This is a genomic window from Luteibacter sp. PvP120, assembly GCF_054055715.1.
Genome location: NZ_JBSRXP010000003.1, coordinates 339,675 through 360,074, shown reverse-complemented (window position 1 = coordinate 360,074; position 20,400 = coordinate 339,675). Strand labels below are relative to the sequence as shown.

Annotated in this window: 12 protein-coding genes; 9 read left to right on the top strand and 3 right to left on the bottom strand. The window is 63.0% G+C overall.

The features are described 5' to 3' along the window. Positions 1–233 precede the first annotated feature (233 nt). On the bottom strand, positions 234–1,145 hold the full coding sequence (locus ACVKN3_RS08850; RefSeq protein WP_354514224.1) for a hypothetical protein: 912 nt from the start codon (positions 1,143–1,145) through the stop codon (positions 234–236). 1,066 nt (positions 1,146–2,211) lie between these two features. Between ACVKN3_RS08850 and ACVKN3_RS08845 the strand changes: the two genes are divergently transcribed. The 7 genes from ACVKN3_RS08845 to ACVKN3_RS08815 all read left to right on the top strand — a co-directional run bounded on the left by ACVKN3_RS08845 (position 2,212) and on the right by ACVKN3_RS08815 (position 11,613). Then, complete coding sequence (locus ACVKN3_RS08845; RefSeq protein ID WP_354514226.1) at positions 2,212–2,742, top strand: hypothetical protein; 531 nt, start codon at positions 2,212–2,214, stop codon at positions 2,740–2,742. A gap of 38 nt (positions 2,743–2,780) precedes the next feature. After that, positions 2,781–4,124 carry a hypothetical protein gene (locus ACVKN3_RS08840; protein WP_354514228.1) on the top strand — a complete coding sequence of 448 codons (1,344 nt, stop codon included), beginning with the start codon at positions 2,781–2,783 and terminating at the stop codon, positions 4,122–4,124. Positions 4,125–4,174: 50 nt separating this feature from the next. Further along, positions 4,175–5,323, top strand: coding sequence for a hypothetical protein (locus tag ACVKN3_RS08835; protein WP_354514230.1), 1,149 nt, complete (start codon positions 4,175–4,177; stop codon positions 5,321–5,323). Positions 5,324–5,468: 145 nt separating this feature from the next. Next, complete coding sequence (locus tag ACVKN3_RS08830) at positions 5,469–9,221, top strand: NACHT domain-containing protein (RefSeq protein WP_354514232.1); 3,753 nt, start codon at positions 5,469–5,471, stop codon at positions 9,219–9,221. After that, on the top strand, positions 9,218–10,378 hold the full coding sequence (locus ACVKN3_RS08825) for a hypothetical protein (protein ID WP_354514233.1): 1,161 nt from the start codon (positions 9,218–9,220) through the stop codon (positions 10,376–10,378). Before ACVKN3_RS08830 ends, ACVKN3_RS08825 begins: the two co-directional genes overlap by 4 nt. Positions 10,379–10,769: 391 nt before the next feature. After that, positions 10,770–11,168, top strand: a complete 399-nt coding sequence (locus ACVKN3_RS08820) for an ankyrin repeat domain-containing protein (protein ID WP_036142112.1) — start codon at positions 10,770–10,772, stop codon at positions 11,166–11,168. A gap of 190 nt (positions 11,169–11,358) precedes the next feature. Beyond that, positions 11,359–11,613: a hypothetical protein gene (locus ACVKN3_RS08815; protein WP_185754417.1), complete on the top strand. Its 255-nt coding sequence runs from the start codon at positions 11,359–11,361 to the stop codon at positions 11,611–11,613. A 386-nt stretch (positions 11,614–11,999) separates the two neighbouring features. Here ACVKN3_RS08815 and ACVKN3_RS08810 read toward each other — a convergent pair whose 3' ends face one another. Both ACVKN3_RS08810 and ACVKN3_RS08805 read right to left on the bottom strand, forming a co-directional pair. Then, positions 12,000–13,520, bottom strand: coding sequence for a site-specific integrase (locus tag ACVKN3_RS08810; RefSeq protein ID WP_354514236.1), 1,521 nt, complete (start codon positions 13,518–13,520; stop codon positions 12,000–12,002). A gap of 279 nt (positions 13,521–13,799) precedes the next feature. Beyond that, complete coding sequence (locus ACVKN3_RS08805; RefSeq protein ID WP_354514238.1) at positions 13,800–14,438, bottom strand: DUF6988 family protein; 639 nt, start codon at positions 14,436–14,438, stop codon at positions 13,800–13,802. 422 nt (positions 14,439–14,860) lie between these two features. Between ACVKN3_RS08805 and ACVKN3_RS08800 the strand changes: the two genes are divergently transcribed. Next, the gene (locus ACVKN3_RS08800) at positions 14,861–19,525 is read left to right on the top strand and encodes an RHS repeat-associated core domain-containing protein (RefSeq protein ID WP_354514240.1); all 4,665 of its coding nucleotides are present in this window, start codon (positions 14,861–14,863) and stop codon (positions 19,523–19,525) included. Then, a complete protein-coding gene (locus ACVKN3_RS08795; protein WP_354514242.1) occupies positions 19,525–19,977 on the top strand; it encodes a hypothetical protein in 453 nt (150 codons plus the stop codon). Before ACVKN3_RS08800 ends, ACVKN3_RS08795 begins: the two co-directional genes overlap by 1 nt. Positions 19,978–20,400: the final 423 nt, after the last annotated feature.

Genomic DNA, 20,400 nt, shown 5'->3' with positions numbered 1-20,400 from the left:
TTTTTGCCAGCCTTGCTGGACGGCATAGCGTGCGGGCGCGGCAGCGGGATTACACCCGTCTTCCATTGACCGATCGCCAGTCGGGAGCAGGCCCTTGACAGACCGCGGTTCCTCGCCACGATGGTTGTCCCGCCTCGGTCAGGTCCGTGCAGCACAATCCCGACGTTTCCCAACCCCCCGGCAGCGATGCCGATGCATGCCTTGCGGGGGTGGTCGCGGCAATGCAGTCCAGCTTATTTCCTTCTCCGGGATTTCGGCTTGCGCCGCGTCTGGAACGCGCGCTCCTGCGCAACACGCCAGTCCGGCCAGTTCTCCTTTGGCCCGGGTGAAAATCGCGACCGGACGCCTTGGCGGGCTTGGGCCGTATCAGGGAACAGCTCCACCAGGCGGTCGACTTCTTCTTGGAGGATTGCGGTACAGTTTTCCATCGCCATAGTCATGTAACCCCGGTCGGTGTCGTTCTCGACCCCGGTGCCCCGGCCGTCCGGTTCCATCCGGTAAAAAGACATCGTCAGGATATGGGTATGCTGGGAGAGCAGATCGAACCAGGCGTTGAAGGCCTTAGGGGCTCCCCCGGTCTCCTTGACGAGCGCATCGCGGTTGGAGATGTGCAGGTACTTGCCATTGAGGCACTGTTTGCGCACGGCTTCGGGCAGCGCAAGGAACCATGCATTGCCGGCAAGGCGGTTTTGGAGTTCGGTTTTCTGTCCTTCGAACCCTTTGACCGACGCCTCTTCGCCTAGGTTTGCAAACAGGCTGATGCGCCGCGCGCAGTCGCACAGGTGCATCACATTAAGCTTCGCCGACCACTCCTCCTGGCTCTCTGGCGTGGCCGAAAGGTAGGTAAACGTAAGATGACCCTCAAGAAGCGCCCGGGCGTGCCCGGCGACGGCCCCGAAATCCCAATGCGGGTCATTTGAGCGCACCCAGCGTGAATGGGGCAGGGCGCGAATCATCGATGTGGCATGCGCGCACACCCGTGTAAAAAAGATGGCGGCATAGCCGGCATGGGGCTCCGCCTGCCGCACGCCGATGGCCTGACTCACCGCACACGCTTCACACACAGCCGCGTCAAATGCGGCCAGCGCCGCGCGGTAATCCGGCCCGTGATTAGGGGCGGTGACGGGAGACGCGTTGTCAGTCATGGGAACCTCACAAGGAAGACGATGATGCGAGATATGACTTGGGCGAAGGGACAGGTTGCCGCGCACCGCTAGCATCGAGGGTGATTGTGGCGAGGATGACGAGACATCCCAGAGCTCGGCTTTTGCTCACCAGTTTTCTTTCACCGTTGGTCGCTGATGCCATACCGGATGCCTCCTGACTGGTCGGATGAGTTATCGACTTTAGTCCATCTTTGGCGCGCTTGGGCCGCAACACAGCACCGCCTCCTGCGGAAGGCCCGGTGTCTCGAACTCATCCGCGAACGCCTGACCGATGCACCGTTTGAGGAGCGACAGGAGGTCGCCCGCTGAATCCGGCTCGAGGGCATGCCTTTTGAGCTCTCGGGCACGGAGGTCTTGGAGGTCGACGAAACCCGCTGGCCATGGTCGGCAATCCGCCGGGTCGATGGGCAAATGGAGGGCATGGGGTGGCCGTGGTCGACCATTCCTGAGTCCCGGGCCGAGGGGCTTTCTGTGCAGCAGCGACACGGATGGGCGGACGAGGCGGTGGTGCTGCACTGGTTCGACATGCGGTACGACGCCTCGTACTTCCAGGCTGTGGCAGTGGTTCTGGAAGATACCCTGGCGAGAGCGAGGACAGGGGCGCCGATGATGGCGGTGATGAGGGCGGCAAGGGCACCCGCCACGGGACGCACGGAGCGGGAGGGGCGGCCATCGAGGCGGCAGGTGAGCACGCTGGGACCGGGCGGAGCACGGGCGGCACGGGTAATCCACCCGTCCTCCATTGACCGAGTGTCAGGCGGAAGCGGGGTCTTGACAGACCGGGGTTCCTCGCCAGGATGGTTTTCCCGCCCCGGTCATTTCCGTGCAACTCAATTCCGACGTTCGTCCACCCTCCGGCAGCGATGCCGATGCACGCCCTGCAGATTCGGTCGCGCCAATACAGTCGTCCGGGCCGCCTAACGCGTGTGTACGTCACCGTCCCCCGGCCAGGGTCATCGTGTGCCCGCTGCCCGGACCGGTGGGCCGTGAGAAAGCGAGGCGGCGCGGCCCTGGCCAGTGCGCGACCCAACCTGACGAGGCCGCCATGAAGGCATATTTCGCGGATTTCACATACATCGCGCTCAGACGGGGGGACGAGAAAGACGAATTTCACGGCCATGTTCCGTACTGGGTTATCGGGCTCGCCGACCGGTCGAAGTGGTCGACGTGGTATGGGGGCGCACTTGAAGAGATTTGGTCGGCCTGGCAGCGCCACGCGGCACGACACTTGTCCCGGGACCGTGTACACCGGGCAGTTCGCGCCCTTGCCATCTTCGGAACGCCGTCGCAGCGCAACGAGGCACCCGTTTGGTCATCCCGGGCCTACGATGGAATTGTCGCGCATAGGCTGCCAGGCGATGCGACGTTGCCCGAGATAGGCGTCGAAGACTTGCCCGGGGACTGGGCGCGGCGCGTCCGGTGGCTGGAGAACGAAAAGCACGACGCCTGGGAGAGGCCGCAGGACCGCCTCGCCCGTTTCTTTGCAGCGCATCGGCTCAATGAGCAGCGTCGCGCCCTTGACCGTGCAGTACCTGACGTAGGTTCGGCCGCCATAGGCGAACGTCATCGCCTCTAGCATGCTACAAAGCACGACCGATGATTCAGGGATGGGCCATGCTCGAGGAACTGCGAAAAAAGCTCTTGGGCTGCTATGCAGTTGAGTGGGGCGCTGACCACAGACGCGCCGGCCCCGCCGCACCGGTTGAGGCCACCTTCCGCCACGTGCTCAATCAGCTCACCGGCATTGGCATGCTCGCCTCCTGCGACGAGGAGACCATCACCGCAGCGCTCCTCGGTGGCTTCTCGGCAGCATTCCCGCTTTGCACCGCAATTTTTTCGGGAGGGCAATCGTCCGAGAGCAAGACCGACGCTTCAACAACGTGCGCGTGGGGGCAATACAGCAAGAGCAGAACCGGCGAGGCCCGGGACAATGAGGCGGACAGGGGAGCGGATTTTACGCTTGTCATGGCGACAGGCCCGGACTGTGCACGCGTTGCCTTGTTCCAGGCCAAGCGCGTCGTCGCTGGCAAGCCGAATTCTGCGCAGCGACGCGGCACGGTGCGGCCTGAACCGTTTGCGCGTCAGCTCGACGAGGCATCGGTGACTGCCTCGGTCGTGGTGCCCGATAACACTTACACCATCGACCTTGACCAGCAGCGTGCTGGGCGACTTTCGCAGTTGGAGGTCCTCAGGCGAACCGGTCAGCGTCTGCGGCGGGCGGAGTCGCTGGAGGAGGCCAGGGACCCGAAGAAACTGGCCCACTTTCTTCAGCAACTGGCCGTTGCCGACCGTGGTCCGCTTTTCCCGCCGCGACGACGCGCTGGCGAAACGGACGAGGCCTTTGAGAACCGTCGTACAAGCACGCAAAAGTCGTACGACAATGCTACCCAGGCCGCGCAACGGACTCTCGCGCTTGACGAGAAGAATTGGGCAACAATGGATTCGACGCCACCCATCGCAGGACTGTCTTTCGTCCACTATCTCGCCTATTTGCGCAGCATGCCCGCCGCCCCGACTGAGGCGGAGGAGAATGCGCTCCCCATTGACGGGGCCCCTGATGCCAGGATGCCGGGTGCACGGTTCACAGGGACCATTTGCGTGGCGCTGTCGCAACTCGACAACTTCTTCGTCCGTGCAGAGGCCGGTGGCGATAAGCGTCTGGACCTCGCCGAGATTGAGTGCATTCCGTTTGAAGACGTCATCCTCGAAGCATTCGGTCCACAAGCGCATCCTGAGGGCTGGATAACGCTGTCGACGTCAACCATCCGAGGACTTCTCCCGACGCTCCTCAACTTCGGAAGAGTTTTTGTCGGCACCGACAAGGGGGGCGATGGCTTGCTCCTGGTTCGGGAAGCGGATGCCCACATTGGGGTTGGCAGCGATGCGGCAGGAACGGTCGCAAATGCCGTCTTGTCAGGTATGCACCAGCCAACAGGCGGCAACGTCCCTACTATCTGACGTCAGGCCAATTGCCCGTCTGCGCCCGCTTTGCAACATAGGGACATTCCATGCTCTTTCGCCGGTTTGATCGCACCGACGCCACCACGAAGCGTTACAGGGAAACCCAGTTAGAATTCCTGGACCGGTCCGCCGATCTTGCCGTGGGCGCGGTGCGTGCATTGCTCGAAAATGCCTTCGATGCCTATATCGAATCGGAAAAATTCGAGATATCGCAGCGGCTCAAATCCCGACGTGCCCACGCGTTCAAGTCTGCCTGTTTCGAGCTCCTTCTGTACGGCATGCTGGTGCGGCAGGGCTACGCGCTCGTTGCACATCCCGACCCTGCCAACGGCACCGATAAACGTCCGGATTTCCTGGTCACTCCGCCTGACGGTGAGCCGTTCTTTCTCGAGGCCATCGTCGTCAACGAAGGACGGGACATCGACGGCGGTGCCGAGGCCATGAAGGAGGACGTCCTCGATGCGCTCGACCGTGCACCGCACCCGGCTTTTTATCTCGACATTGAGCAAGGTGGCCAGCCGGCCACGCAGCCATCAGCGCGGGCACTCATCCGTGACGTGCATGCATGGATCAACGGACTCGATGCTGGTGCAGTCGTCCGCGAGATTGCCATCCATGGGCATGGTGCCTATCCACGGCATGCATGGCACCATCAGGGTTGGACGCTGGCCTTCGGCGCCATTCCAAAAAACAACAACCGGGGAGAACTGGACCGCCTCATCGGCTTGCTCTCCATCGGTGGGGGTGCGGTCGACCTGAAAACGCCCATCCGCGAAGCCATCCGTAACAAAGGGCGCAGGTATGGAACCTTGCCCCATCCGTTGGTGGTGGCCATCAGCGTGACCGCCTTCCATCTGCGGGACCTCGACGAGACTGATGCCCTGTTCGGGTCGGAGGGGATGGCCATTGATGCTGACCGAAACGCACGGCTGGTGAGGGCACCGGATGGTGCCTGGCATGACGGGCGAGAGCCTCGCTCGGCCCGGGTCAGCGCCGCATGGCTGTTCAACGACCTCGATTTCTACAGTCTACCGGTGCGTCGCCAGACGCTCTACCTCAACCCCTGGGCGTCGGCCCCACTGCAAAACCCGCCCGAATGGTTGCCGTTGGTCTGTGTCGAAGAAGAACGGTTCGTGCGCACGGAGGGAATGACGCCGGGGCAAGCCTTTGGCCTCCCGGGGTCGATCAACCGCTGACAGTCAGGGCGACCGGCCCTCCCGCACGTTGGAGCGGGGGACGTTCTGACCAGATCCGAGCGCGGCCATGCGCTACCCTAGACAGGAAAGGGGTAGCCGTCGCCAGGACGCGGCGCCGGTGTGGCCACATCACCAAGGAGCGAGCATGGCGGGCAACGGCAGCAAGGACAAAACGGCCGCCCACCGGCCGGCGGGTGGCCGGGCAACAGAGGCGGGAATGGCGTTTCAGGCGGCGGTCGGGACATGGCTCGCTGCCCATCTCCTTGCAAAGGTCCCGGTCGGAGGGCGCTTTGGCACCGACAACGAGGTGGTCTCCGTGTCCATCCGCCTGGAAACCGGGGAGGGGCTCGATGATATCGAGGTGGTCCAGTCCAACGGTGGCATCCTGTCTATCCAGAGTAAGACGAACGCGAACCTGGGGAGCGGCCCGAAGGCTCCGCTGACCAAGACGGTCGGCCAGCTGGCGCGCTGGATTGCGGAAGCCAAGAAAGCAGGGCCACTGCCCGACCCGACGCACAACGCGGCGATTTTCGCGGTCTCCGATAAGGCCGCTTCTACGCTCAATGATCTCGAATCGGGCTGTCGCGCCATGGACATGGGCGGGTCGTTCCGCCTGGTTTCCCTGCAGCGAAACCAAGCGGAACGAGCCGCACTTTCCGTGTTCGAGACGCTGGCAACACCTGCCTGGACGGCGCACACCGGAGCGGCGCCCTCGGACGCCGACCTGACAAGTCTCGCCCGTCTTTTCCGCGTGCGGCGCTTTGCCATGAACGAAGGCGAGGTTGATTGGCGGGAAGCATCCCAGCTCATTGGCAGGCGCCTTTACGGGGACGAGACCAAGGGCGACTCACCGCTTCGCGACTTGCTCGACATCGTGCGCAAACTCATTGGGAGCGGTGCCCCGGCTGACCGAACGGGCTTGATCCGAGAGCTTCGTCGGCGGGGCCACACGGACATTGGCTCACCCCGCTTCGATGCTGACGTCTCAAAACTTCTTAAAGCGACTCGCACCGAGCTCACACGGCTTGCTGCTCACGCGTGCCTGCCCCTCAATGGCGGCCTCCCGGTCAGGCGGGCCGCCGACAACGTCCTCATCGGCGCCATCCGGGCCGGGTCACTGCTGGTCATCGGTGAGCCAGGGTGCGGAAAAACCGGCGCACTTTGGCATGCGGCGAGCGAGTTGGCGCAATCGGGCGCCTCGGTGGTGTTCCTCTCGGTCGACCGGTATCCCGGTGTCGCCCTGTCGGGTGACCTCGCCTCGGAACTTGAGCTCGAACACCCGCTCTTCGACGTGCTTGCCGCATGGCCGGGCGTTGGTCCGAAAATCCTCTTCATCGACGCCCTCGATGCGGCCCGTGGCGGGCCACCGGAAGCCGTGTTTGGCACGCTCATAGACAGGGTCATTGGTCAGACGTGCAACGAGTGGGCCGTGGTTGCCTCGATTCGCACGTTCGACCTGAAAAACGGCCAGCGTTTTCGCGAGGCTTTCCCCGGCGCACCGGTGGAGCCGGCCCATGCGGAGCTTGGCCTTGAACGTGTGCGCCACTTCCGCGTGCCAACGTTCTCCGACAGTGACCTCGACGCTGTCGGTGCGCTCGCGCCGACGCTTGGCGCGCTGCTGGGTGCGACGTCGCCCAAGGTCAAGGCTCTGTTGCGCAATGCCTTTAACCTCTCCTTGGCAGCAGGCCTCGTTGGGGAAGGCATGACGCCGGACGCCTTTGCCGGCGTCCGGTCGCAGTCGGGACTCATCGACCTATATGAGAACGCCCGCCTAAAGACGATGGCACTGAAGCGTGCGGTCGGTGCGGCCGCTGCAACAATGGTCAAGCGTCATCGCCTCACCGTCAGGAAGGTTGACGTGGACCACGACAGCCTCGATGACGTCATCGCGTCAGGCGTCCTGGTGGGCGACGGCGACCTCGTCTCTTTCGCGCACCACGTGCTGTTTGACCATGCGGTGGGCCGCTATTACCTTGACTGGACGGACGGAGGAGCGCTGCTTGTCCAACTCCAGGGCGAAACGTCTGTGGCGCTGAGGCTCGCTCCCGCCGTGACCTTTGCGGTCGACCGGATGTGGCGCATGGACGAAAATGGCCCGGCAGCCGTCTGGAACATGCTGCTTGCAGCCTTCTCCTCAACGACGGTCGACGCCGTTGCATCCAGTGTCGCCATCCGGGTTGCGGTGGAGTCGGTGTCATCGGAGTCCGACATTCTGGCACTCCGTGGCATTCTTGACCGGCAGCCCCATTCAAGCCATCTACCGCTCTTTTTCCAGAGGCTCGCAGGGTGTGTGGGCGTCGACGTCTCCGGCAAGATTGCCGGGGACAAGGCCTGCGTGTGGGCCTCTCTGGCCCACACGCTCATGGTCAACGGGGCGCCGATGGTCGAGCCCACACGGCATCTGCTCTTCAGCCTCTTCGAGCGCGCTCCCGTCGACGAGCCGGTCTTGCGCGCCGTGTTCGCAACAGCGGCGCGAACACTCCTTGCGCTTGCATGGTCGGAAGAGCCTGTGCGCCGCAATCTGGTGTCCGTGGCCATTCGCTTCGTCGGACGGAGCGCCGAGGCTGACCCTGAAGCCGCTGTTGCACTCCTCGACCGGGTTCTCCGTGAACCGCATTTTTCCAGATTCGCCGACGCGGAGGCGGGGTGGCTTGCGGAACAGATTGTTCCCGTCACGAGAGCGTCCCCCGCCTTCACCCTTGAGGTCTACACCGTGCTCTTCGGGCACCGGATCCTAGATGACTCGTCGTCGTGGATTGGCGGACAGCAAAGCCGCATCCTGCCCCTGTCGTCCAACCGAAAGCAGGACTACGGGCTCGTGCTGTGGCAGCTGGGAAGCGCGCTTGCAAAGGTTCTCACCATATCGCCGACGTCCGGAACCCGGGCGGTCATCGCAGCCCAACTCGGGAAGGCCATAACGAGCGGATTGTCCATCACCCCGACGACCATCCGGATGGATGACAACGGAACGGTACTTGAGCTGCGGGGGCGTTCATATCCTGCCTTCCAGCTCCGGAACGGCGGAGCGCGGCATGCCCACGACGACGACCCTCTCCACCAGTACAGCCTTTTCCTCAAGGGGTGCACCGTCGAGGCATTTGCCGCAAGCGTTGCAGCGGCCTCGGTGGACTATGCGACCCCAGGAGTGTGGGAGCGGATTTTCACGGTTGCAGTGACACGCGTGGACGTCGCGGACCTCGTCTGGCCCTTTGCACTGCGCTGCGACTTCTTCAGCCTCGACGAGACAGCGTTTGCAGCAGCCCGCTTTGTCGCAGCGACGTGGTTGACGCGCGGTGTCGGCGACCGGCGTGCGTTCGAGGAGAACGTTCTTCTGGCGACGCCGGGGTCGGGCGTCCATGAAGCGGCACGATGGGCGAGTGTGCAGGCCGCGATTCTCTCTTGCATCGGCGTTGAGACACTGCAGACGGCGTCGCGGGCCGTGCGAGATGACCTCGCTGTGCGCGGACTCCTTGCGAATGGGGCACCGGGTGGTCGGCACGAGGATCCGGCGGATGAAGGGTCGGACCCCAGGCGCATGATGCTTGTCCGCTTGGGCATCGACAGGGATGAGGGTGACAATGCCGCCGTTCACGCCGCATCCGAGGCCCTCTCTGCACGATTGACGGAATCCGCTGGCGATGACGGACAGATCGACCTCGCGTCCCTCTGGCTTTCGGCCCATGCGCTTGCTGACCAGGCGTCGACATTGGACGTCCACGACGAAGTGCGCAACATCGCATTCTCGGCTGTGTTTGATGTGGTCGAGCGCATGACCGGCAGCGATGGCTACAATCCCGGTGTTGATGGGCTGCCGAGCCTGACCGACTTGCTGGGGCTGATGGACCGCATCGCGCCGCCCCCCTCCCAAACGCCCGGGCCTTCCGGAGAGAGGCCGTGACGTTCATGTGGACCAATCACGACTTTCGCGTCCGCGCCGCAGGGGCCACAGGCGACCTTGCGGCGCGTTTTACCGGTGCAGAGCCGGGCCTCATCGACCGCATGGAGGATTTTCTTGCTGACCCGTCGCCGGTGGTACGGGCGGTCGTCGCCAGCAGGCTGCCCGTGGCTTACGCGACGGGACCGGCAAGGATGTGGGCGATGGCGGATCGGCTCATTAGGCAGGAGGGCGACCCGCATGTGATCGCCTTGGTCGCTTCTTCGGCGCTTCGCGTCGCTGGCATCGACACGGATGCCTGCGTCGCGCTTCTCGCCCCTCTTGCCACGGGTCCGAGGACCCCTGACGGGGTGTCCTCTGAGTCACCGCTCGCCGACGTCCTCGGCAGCGGGGCAGCATCGCTATACATCGGGCAGGACAATGTCGTGGCCAAGGCCTGGGTCGCGACCTGGACTGCGGACCTGGCCTCCTATGGGAGCGAGTTGACTGCATTTGCCAACGCCCTCCGCGAACCGCTCTTTTGGCGTTACGGACCAGGTGCGGGTAAGGAGAGCGCCGATGGGTGCGACAGGGCGCAGGATGCCGCACGGCTCGTCCTGACCGCTGCTGTTGAGGCGTCGACGTCCGCGCACGAGAAGGTGGCGCGCTTGGCAGGTGCACCCGCCGCTCCGGAAACGGTCGCAATCTACCGGACGGCAGAGCGGCTCATCGGGTGCGTCGTCAATCAGCTTTACTTCGGCTCAGGCGCGTACGAAAAAACCGTGCATGAGCACCAGCAGCTTGCCGACCCGAAAGAGCGCGGCCGGTTCCTCATTGACTACAAGACCGAACTTCACCTTGCGGCGCAGTCGCACGAGCCTAATACCCTGCATTACCTGCTGGAGCTCTACGCGTTCCTTATTCCCGGTGACCCCGTCGGCGTGTTCGAAGCCATCCATGGTTTGCTGACGGGCCGGGGCCGGGAGGAGGGGTATCACTTTGAGAGCTTGGGAGCAGCCGTTGTTGTACGCATCATCCGTCGTTACATCGCCGATTACCGCAGTATCTTCGACGACGGCCCAAGACAGGCGAGACTCGTGGAAGTTTTGCGCATCTTTGGCGAGACTGGATGGCCGGACGCGCTGGCGCTGCTCTACGAACTGCCTGACCTTCTACGCTGACCGGAAGTGTTACCCCCTTGCCACACAACGGGCTGCAGTATTGGCGCGAGGTTTCTTCAAAGGCTGTCGCCGACATGCAAGTTCGTGCAATAGGTTACGTTGCCGCGCTTAACAACTTCCGGGCACATGAAGGCTTGGGAAGAGGCCAGGTGCGGCATAGAAATTCGCTGGAAAGACGCTTAGTACGAGCACACGGTCGCCAACGGGTTCAAGCCAAACGGCGACGGAATCGACGAAATCATCAGCTTCGTCCGAGGCTGACATTGGACTGCGAGGTCCGGTTGGCCGCGTCGTTTGCTGGCTTCCAAGCGTCGAATGCCCCCCCCCCTTGACGGCGGCCGGATTCCTGCTTGACTGGGGCAGTCTAGGACGGACGGATCAAGGAGAAGGCATGTGGTATGGATTCGACAGGCGGTTGTGTGATGCCGCATGGGACGGGGACGCGGAGACAATCCGCGCGCTTCTGGCAGACCCCGGAGTACGGCGTGCCGGTGACCCAGATACCGCACTTATGCATGCCGCCCATCGGGGCCATTTGGCGGTTGTGTGTCTGCTCCTCGGTCTGGGCAACCCGCTGGCGCGAAACTCCGAGGCACTCTGGCGCGCGGCCCGCCATCGCCGTGGAACGTGCATCGACGTCCTCGTACCCGTCTGCCGGCCTGAGGTGTGGGAGCGGTGGCAGTGGGACGATCTGCCGGCCGCATCCATATGCCGCATCGGTCGCTTGCTGGCGCGCCTTGGCCGGCCGGCCACGCCCGTGAGCAGGATGCCAGAAGGCGGGGCAGCGTGACCCCGATCAAATGGCTGCGTTGAATTCAAGTCTTGCTCTAGTCGGCCGCTACACGAATGGACTGCCGGACTCACGGAAGGTGTAATGAAAAGCCGATGCTTATGGATGCGTGGCATCAGCGCGAATGTCGAAATCGCACTCACGGATTGCTTTGCCGCGTTGAACGGTCGCTGGTGAGATGGGACGAACCATGAGCCAGCACCGCAACATTGCAAACCCTTTGGAGGCAGGTGACCTTGTGCAAGGGCACGACGCACCTCGCGCGCGTGATGCGGGAGATATGCGGACTAGAGTTCGGGACCGTTGCCGACGGGGCGGCGTCATTCTCTCAGTCTGGCTTTTCGGCGATGTTGTCCGCCACCACATTGGTGGGCAGGACATCCCGGCGTTCCTGACAATGCTGGCGACTGTCACGCTCGCCAGTTTTGCCTTTATCGTCTATTGAGTGGTTCAACCAAGACTGGCCGAGTGGCAACCCGTCAGCGTTCTGCAAGGCAAACTTCAGCGAAAACCCCGAGCCTCGGCCTTAGTCCTGTGGGTGATTTCGGCAGATACCTCCGAAAACTCAGCAGCAAGTGTTCGGGGGTACGTGGCGGACTCGAGTTTTTCAGTGTCAGCCTCCCGCGCGGCAAACGCGGATCTCTGGTCGGGGTGAAGGCGACTTGAGGATGGGGCCTGTCTTGGAGGCCGCAAACAGGTTGTCCCCTCAGCCCGTCGGAGCAACAACGTCATGGAAAGCAAGCCTCGCGACACGTCCATTGGACATCGGAACTTCAACTGAGCAGCAATGTGCCTTCCGGACCCAGTAAACGGCCACGGCCGTAACTGCGGTCATTTCTGTTCCGCTTCCTCGGCCCTGCGCACCCGGTTGTCGAGTGCCCGCTGTCGGCGCAGGTACGGCTCAAAAAAGCCAGGCTTTCGCGGTTTGAGCTGCACCTCGGCGAAAACCACTTTGCTGATGTCTTCGAGTCTGCGGGGAAGTTCGGCGACCTTGATGTAGTGGTTGCGAAGAACGGTCCCACCGGTGCTATGACCCGTCAGCTGCGCAATGCGCCCGTCCGGCACACCGGCGCGCTCTGCAACTGTGGCAAAGGTGTGGCGGAAGGGGTGAAACACTTTCGTCGTGTCATCAATGCCGCAGGTCTTCCGAAGGTAGGTGCGATTGAACCAGTCACCGATGGCATCGCCTGGCCCATTGACTCCCCACGTCAGGCCGGGAAAAAGATGCTCAAAACGGGCCGCGCGCACGTCTCCGACGTACGAGAGAAAACCCAGCCGGATGAGTTCGGGGTGCAGAGGGATAAACCGCCTCGACGCCTTGTTCTTCGTCTTTCGTCGGATATGGATGCCCCAGATTCCATCGATCTCCTCGACGTCTTCAACATGGAGCTGGGCGAGTTCGTTGAGCCTCGCGCCGGTGTAGAGCCCAAGGATGGGCGTCCAGTACTTGTGGGGCTGCGTGTTAAGGACGCGGTCTGGAGCAAAGATTTTCTGCAGGTCGGCGCTCGAGAATGGCTCGCGGCTGCGCGCCTCATCCTGCGATTTGTTCGTGACATTAAACCCGTTGCAGGGATTTGATGTGCCAATCCCGCGCTCAAGCCAGGTCCCGAAAAACAGCCGCAAGCGGTCGAGGTGCTTTTCCCGTGTGCGAGGCGCAAGGCCCAAAGAGCTCTCTCTCTTCGCTTTCGCGACAATATCGGCGGGACTCAAGCCCTTGTAGGCGGGCTTTTTCGACGCGTTCGCCGGCCAGACCCGCATTGCACTCATGAACCGGCCGATGTCGTCAGCCCCAACACTCTGGACCGGCTTGTCACCCCCGAGTGCGAGGAACAGGCGCAGGATGTGGCCCGTGTCCATCAGGTTTTTTTCCGAGCGGTTCTTGCCGGCCATCTCCTCAAGGAACAGCTCGATACGGGAAGACAGCAAGTTGTCGGGGTTTGGCTCGGGGGCAGGAGAGGGGGCGGTGACCTGCGGCGTGGCTGACGCGAGGCGGAGCGCTTCGAGCTCCAGGGCCAGCGCCCGGGCTTCGCTGTTTTCCCTCTCGGACCCGTCGGTGACGATGCGAACCCCTCCTGGGAGCTCAATCGTCAGGTCCACATGAGGACCCCGCGCGGCGGCGAGTGCCGTTTCCAGGAGATTTTTGTGCTCTGCCACAGCCGCGCCCCGCATCCGTTCATAGGCCTGGCCCAGAACATACCCGATTTGCGCCGCCCGTAGCCGCGCAGCATCCGCGCGCTGGCCCCTCAGACTGAGCACAATATAGCGGCGTCCAAGGGAAGGCTGCAGAAAGGCAGGCACGAAAAAGCGGACATGGAGTCCGCTTGGTCGGTTCAGCAGCAAAGGCTTTGGCACGTGATACCTCGCGTGATACCCGAAGGAATCAGCCGAGGCGGGCCATTTTCCCCGATGGACTGGGGACATAGACCATATTGGTGGAGGTGGCGGGAATCAAAGTCCGGACACCACGTCAACACCTTGTTTCACAACGCGATTTTTTCGCGATGGTGCGGCAAAACAACAGTCGAAACGACAGCGGGCTGAGAATAGCATCGTCGAGGGCGAAGGAGTTCGCCATCGGCATCACCGTTGGCGTCCGCGATGAAGCGTGAAGACAAGAGGGGCAGAGAGGCGTCAAACCGCCAGGTCAGGGTCGATCGGCAGGCAGTGCCCATGCGCTTTCCAAAGATCCGTCACGGCGCTCATGGCGGCCGCGGACCCCGTCAGGGCGGCCAGCATCCGGTAAGCCACGTGGAGGATCGCGTTGGCACTTCGAAGGATCTGGCAGGCCAGGAGGACCTTGAAGCCTTCACTCTGCCGACGGAGGGGATGGATCCCTGCGTGCACGAATGAATTGAGTCCGTGCCAGGTCACGTCGTGGAACTGTTGAAGGGGAACCGTCAGCCCTTCGGGCGCTCGACCCGTCATCGCTTTCAGCATCGCCGTGGCGCCCGGCATCTTGCGCGCCAGGACTTCGCTTTCGCCGTCCAACGGTCGCCCGATCAGATCAACCTCCTCATCGGTGGCCACGTGAAGCAGCCACGCGGATCGAACCGTCGCTTCGTATTGAAGGCGGACCATGGCGGTCGCCGATGAGGCCAGCTCGCCGGCGAAGCACAGCCGGGCCGCGGCCGCGTGTTCGATGGACAGGGTCGCGCTGACCGCGCTGACGACGAAGCGAAGCTGTCCATCAGCAATGGGCGGTCCCGACTGCCGCAACGTTTCCATGGCCGCATGAAAGACATCGGACTCCTGCAGAAGCTTCTCCAGCATGGTCTTGTCCCCTGTGCCAGACGGATCACCTCGGTCCGTCGTGTGATTTCGGGAGTATGCGTTCCCGGCGCAAGAGCGAAAAGCAGCCCTCATGTTCGGCTAGGTTACCTCCGTTCGACCCATTTCAGAGTGGCTCTTCTTCAATTCGATCAACAAACGTCGAAGGCTTACCGCGTTCGGCAGCGGCGCCGATCCATGAGGTCTCTCTGCCGAAAATGTGTAGGTGCGCGCCTACAGCAAAGCGCTACGAAAATTCGTAGGATCTGCCGACTCCGCGTGGGCGGAAAAACCAGGGATGCGCCATGGACAGGTTGGGTGGGGACTTCGGTGGCGCGCGTCGCGCGCTCCTGGCGGGGATGCGTATCAAACGTCCGGCCGCCCGTTGGGCATGGCGCGGTCTGGCGCTCCTGGGATTTTTGTTCGTGGCCGGCGCCCACGCCCAGGTCGGCACCGAGCCGCCCGCATCAGCAGGGCGTAACGCGATCCGCCCGCAAAACGCAGCCATCCGCGCGGCCGCATCCCCTGCGGTGAATGTCACCGGCATCTGGTATGGAAACCTATCCGCCCCGGGGGATTCCAGTGCCGCGCAATGGGCCCAGGAGTTTGTTCTCAACCAGGATGCCACCGGCGCCATCACGGGGTCGCGCAAGACGGTGGCGCTCGGCGCGTCCAAGCAGTTCGTGTGGTCGCAAACCGGCACCGTCTCGGGCACCCAGCTGACGCTCAACGACACCACGCTCATCAGTCAGATGGGTTCGACCGACCCCTGCAAGTCGACGCTCACCCTGACGGTCTCGGCCGACGGGTCGAGCTTCTCGGGCACGTGGGCGGCCCCGACCCAATCGGGCTGCAATGGCGGCACGATCAGCGCCACCCGATATGGCGGTGCGTCCGCCAAGCGCCTGGGTAGCGGCGCCCCTTGTGACGGCGGCGAAGGGTCGGCCCTCCTGGCCGGCGGTGGCAGCGGCGGCACCGCCAGCGGTAACGCGAATGGCTCGTCCTGCGCGGAGAAAATGGGTGCGCCCCGCGTCGGCGATCCGATCGATGCCTCCACGGGTAATTTCTACCTGCAGGAAGACGACTTCGTCGGCGGCGAATGGCTTTCCTTCAGCCGCTTCTACAACAGTGCCGACGGTGTCGCGCCGGCCTCCCTGGGCTTCAACTGGCGGCACAGCTACGACCGCTCCCTCCAGTTTTTCGGCAGTCCCGTGTCCAGCATCGTCATGCTGCGGCCCGACGGGAAACAGGAGACGTTCACCAAGACCGCGAACGGCTGGTCCACGGATCTTCCGGTCGATGTGCTCTCGGAGATCACCAACGCGCAAGGTGCCGTGACCGGCTACCAGGTCTTCATCGGCGGCCGCCGGCATACCGAGACCTATGCTCTCGATGGCAAGCTCCTTTCCATCATGGGGCAGGATGGCCAGGGCGTCACCCTGACTTACACCGCGCCCAACCCTATTGCCCTTCTGAATGCCGTTACTGATTCGGCCGGACGGACACTGCTCTTCTATTACGACAACTACACCTACCGGTTGAGCCTGGTGAAGTTCCCGGACAACAGCTACGCCTCCTTTTCGTATGTCGCCAAGAACGGAACGTTGAGCGGCGTGGTGTATGCCAACGGCGCCATTCACAACTACGGCTACGGCGAAACCGGGTATGTCGGTGCGACGGCGTTGCCGCGCGCGCTGACCGGTCTGACCGATGGGACGACCAACCGCTACGAAAGCATCACCTACGACGACCTGGGCCGGGCCACGTCGTCCTCGTTCGTCGGCGGCGTGGGAGCGACGAAGATCGCCTACAACGCGGACGGCTCCTCGGACATCACCTACCCCTTGGGCAACACGGTCCACATGGGCTTTTCGAGCCCTGCCGGGCTCGGTCGGGTGAGCACCCTGAGCGCCGCGTGCGCGCCCGACTGCGGGCAGCCCTGGCGTTCGCGCACTTACGACGCGCTTGGCTTTCCGGAAACGGCAGTCGATTTCAAGGGCACCATCCAGCGCACGCGCTACAACGCGTATGGCCTGCTGGAACAGACGATCGAGGCGCAGGGCACCGCCAGCCAGCGCACAACCACCACCACGTGGGATACGTCGCTGCGTCAACCGCTGAAACAAACCCTCCTGGGCGCGACCGGCAATCCCATCAAGACCTCGACCTGGGCCTACAACGCCATGGGCCAGGTCGTCGCCCGCTGCGAAGCGGACCCGGCCATAGCGGGTGCCAACGCCTATGCCTGCACGGCCTCCGGCACCGCACCGGCGGGCGTGCGTCGCTGGACCTACACCTATTGCACGGCCGTAGACACGACGCAGTGCCCGCGGGTCGGCCTGCTGCTGTCGCAGACCGGGCCTCGCCGGGACCTCAACGAAACGACGACCTACCGCTATTACCTAAGCGCGGGGACCGCCTGGAAGGCCGGCGATCTTCAAACGATCACCGATGCGCTGGGTCATGTCACCACGTTCTCGTCTTACGACCTGGCCGGGCGCGTCAGCCGGATGGTGGATGCGAACGGCGTGATCACCGACTTCGCCTACGATTCGGTGGGTCATCCTGTCGCACGAACGGTGCGTGCCAACGCCGATGGCAGCGCGTCGTCGACCTTGGATGCCACCACCACGGTCGTTTTTGACCAGCGCGGTCTGATCTATCAAAGCACCGACCCCGACGGCACGCTTCTTAAATACACCTACGACACGGCGCATCGGCTGACCGAAGTGACCGACGCCAACGGTAACCGCATCCACTACACGCTCGATGTCGCGGGCAACCGCACCAGGGAGGAAACCTTCGACGCCGGCGGTGTGTCCCGCCGACTGTTGAGCCGCACCTTCAACACGCTTGGGCAACTGGTCAGCGTGACCGACGGCCTGGGCCATGTCGTTTTCGATGCGACGGCCACGGGCAGTTACGACGCCAACGGTAATTTAGTGGCGGTCAAGGATGCGCTGGGCGTGACGGGTCAAGACACCTACGATGCGCTCGACCGGCGGGTGACCCACATCACCAACGTCAACGGCACCGACGCGACCAAGGCCACGACCACCGCGCTCGCGCTCGATGCTCTGGATCGGATCACGTCGGTGTCCGATCCCGAAGGACTCGTGACGACCTACACCTTCGACGGTCTGGGTAACCTCAGCGGTCAGGTCAGTCCCGACACGGGCACGCAGTCGTCGACCTTCGATGCGGCGGGCAACACGGTCACCCATACTGATGCGAAGGGCACGGTGGTGACCCAGACATTCGATGCGCTGGGTAGGAAGACCGCCGACACCTACGCCGACGCCACGCTCAACGCGGCCTATCGCTACGACGAGACCAACAGCGTCACCGGGTGCGCGAGTTCGTTCCCGATCGGTCGGCTGACCCGCATGGTCGAGACGGCGGTTACCACCACCTACTGCTACGACAACGAGGGACGGGTCACCGAGAAGCGGCAGACGCAGGGTGGGACCACTGACACGACCGACTACGCCTACACGCGGGCAGGGCGGTTGGCCGGCACGGCGATGCCCAGCGGGGCCGTCGTGGCGTATACGCGCAATACCTTGGGCCAAATCACGTCCATCAGCGCCACGCCTGCGGGCGGCAAGGCCACATCGATCGTCAGCGCGGTGAGCTACCGGCCCTTTGGCCCCGTCACCGGCTACACCCTGGGCAGTGGCCAGGTGGTAACCCGCACCTACGATGCCAACGGCGCGGTCACCGATGTCAACAGTGCCCACTTCAACGCGCACTATCAGCGCGACGCGGCAGGTCAGATCGTCGGGTTCGGCAGCTCGCCCACCAGCGGCAACGTCGAAACGTATGCCTACGATCCGTTGCATCGCCTGACGGCCGTGCAGTCCGCGTCGTTCAACGAGTCGTATACCTACTCCAAGACCGGCGACCGGCTCAGCAAGGCGTCCAGCGACCCGGTGGCGGGGGCACAGGGCCCCTACACCTACCAGCCGGGCACCCATCGGCTCGTCGACGTCAACGGGGGGCCGTGGACGTTCGACGCCAACGGCTCGGTGACCCAGCGACAAGTCCCGGGCGCCACGATAAGTTACGTCTACGACGGTCGCGGACGGTTGGCTGAGCAAGACAATAGCGGCTACGCGCAGGCAACGTTCGCCTACAACGCGATGAGCCAGCGTGTCTCCCTCTACAGGTCGAGCTCGGGACAGGTGTCGCGCTTCGTCTACGACGAAGCGGGCCAGCTCTTGGGCAACTACGGATTCTTGCCGCGTGAATACATCTGGATGGACGGGTTGCCGGTCGGGGCTCTCAGCGTGCAGCAGGGCGCGGCGTATGTCATCGCCGACGGCATGGGCACCCCTCGCCGCGTCGATCTGGGCGATGGAAGCAGCCGCTACTGGCAATGGCTGCCCACCGGCAATCCCTTCGGTGAGCGATCCTTTACCGGCAACTACGTCTTCAACCTTCGCTTCCCAGGCCAATACTTCGATACGGAGACCGGTCTGCTCTACAACGTCCACCGTTACTACCACCCGGACACGGGGCGGTATCTCCAGAGCGACCCAATTGGGTTGGCGGGCGGGGTGGGCACGTATGGGTATGTAGGTGCGAATCCGCTGAATAGTGTGGATTCCAGTGGAACGCAAATTACGGTGCGTGTGGTTGAGACGGTCGCTGAAGAGGATAAGGCCGAATACGAGCGAGATCCAATAACCGAGATATTGAATCCACGACTGGGCGTCAATCAAGCAGAGCCTCTTCCCGAGATCAGCCTTCAAGAGCGTGAGCGCATTGAAGGCGAGTGCCCTAGCAATCCGCAATCGTGGTCCGCAGGCCGACGGTCTTATTGGAAGCAGGCCGCCCGCGATCGCCCTTACGATTACAGTGCAGAGGACCTTAGGCGCATGAGCTCAGGGCAACCACCCATGCATCCGGAGGTCGAGGTTCCTATGGAGCTTCACCACATCAAGGCTCAGCGCGACGGCGGTGGCCACGAGCCGGAAAATTTGATGGAGGTATGGCCTTGGGAGCATGCCGAGATAGATCCCTTCCGCTATTATAATGGGCCCTTCCCCAACGGTTACACGCCTCCAGCCAAGACGGGCCAAAAGTAATGAGCAGTAGTTTTTCCTTCCCGTCCAAGCCCGTTGCCAGCACTTTTTTTGCTGAACACGGCCTCATGGATGTAACGAAATGGGAGGTGGTGCCTGTAGCCCCGTTTCAGAAGTTCAAACTGGTAATCGAGCGCGTCACCGATTTGCGTCCGCAAGGACTTTGGCTTCGTTCGGATGAGGGTGTCGAGATCGAGGGTAAACGTCAGGAACAGGCCGTCCTGATATTTCACGACGCTCCGCACGAAATGGAGTTTGTCTGTTACTCAGCAGATGGCTTTCTGCAGCTCTATAACGTCTGGGAAGATGGAAAGCAGCGCCGATCGCAGATGCGGATGTCAGGCATGAAAAGGGAGCCCATTAAAGGGGGGCATCGCTATCACTGCACCGATACCGGGCCTGACTTCGATTTTGATCGATTCGTTTTTTCGTTGACTACGGACATCGCTGATTGACGCTTGCATGACTGGCTGGGCATCCCCGAACGGCCCTGGCCTTATCGGTTTTGCTGGCGAGCGACTGGATCATTCGACGTTGGGGGTCGGGTTCTCCCGCTCCTGCTTGTCGGAGCATTCATCTAATCAAGCCGTGGCAATAAGGATGCGCGCTTTACGACGCATTTGGCATGCCACCTGTCTAGCAGATTCGTCCACTACAGTTGACGATCTTGATGCTGACCCTGCCGCGAAGCTGTTGCTGGCGCGCCATGGCATCGATCGTGTCGCCCTGGGCCGATCGGCCAGGCTGCCTGCGAACGGCCGGGCGGAGGGGCTGGCGGTTCTGGAAGCCATCGTCCTGCGAGGGGTTGATCTCCGCACTCTTGGAGGATCCGACGCTGGTCCGGTGGCTGTCGCGCCACCACCCGGCTCAATTGGCGA

Excerpts from the sequence above, each read along its gene's own strand:
- ACVKN3_RS08815 (WP_185754417.1), top strand. The coding sequence starts at position 11,359 with ATGAGCCAGCACCGCAACATTGCAAACCCTTTGGAGGCAGGTGACCTT.
- ACVKN3_RS08835 (WP_354514230.1), top strand. The coding sequence starts at position 4,175 with ATGCTCTTTCGCCGGTTTGATCGCACCGACGCCACCACGAAGCGTTAC.
- ACVKN3_RS08850 (WP_354514224.1), bottom strand. The coding sequence starts at position 1,145 with ATGACTGACAACGCGTCTCCCGTCACCGCCCCTAATCACGGGCCGGAT.
- ACVKN3_RS08840 (WP_354514228.1), top strand. The coding sequence starts at position 2,781 with ATGCTCGAGGAACTGCGAAAAAAGCTCTTGGGCTGCTATGCAGTTGAG.
- ACVKN3_RS08820 (WP_036142112.1), top strand. The coding sequence starts at position 10,770 with ATGTGGTATGGATTCGACAGGCGGTTGTGTGATGCCGCATGGGACGGG.
- ACVKN3_RS08830 (WP_354514232.1), top strand. The coding sequence starts at position 5,469 with ATGGCGGGCAACGGCAGCAAGGACAAAACGGCCGCCCACCGGCCGGCG.
- ACVKN3_RS08795 (WP_354514242.1), top strand. The coding sequence starts at position 19,525 with ATGAGCAGTAGTTTTTCCTTCCCGTCCAAGCCCGTTGCCAGCACTTTT.
- ACVKN3_RS08805 (WP_354514238.1), bottom strand. The coding sequence starts at position 14,438 with ATGCTGGAGAAGCTTCTGCAGGAGTCCGATGTCTTTCATGCGGCCATG.
- ACVKN3_RS08845 (WP_354514226.1), top strand. The coding sequence starts at position 2,212 with ATGAAGGCATATTTCGCGGATTTCACATACATCGCGCTCAGACGGGGG.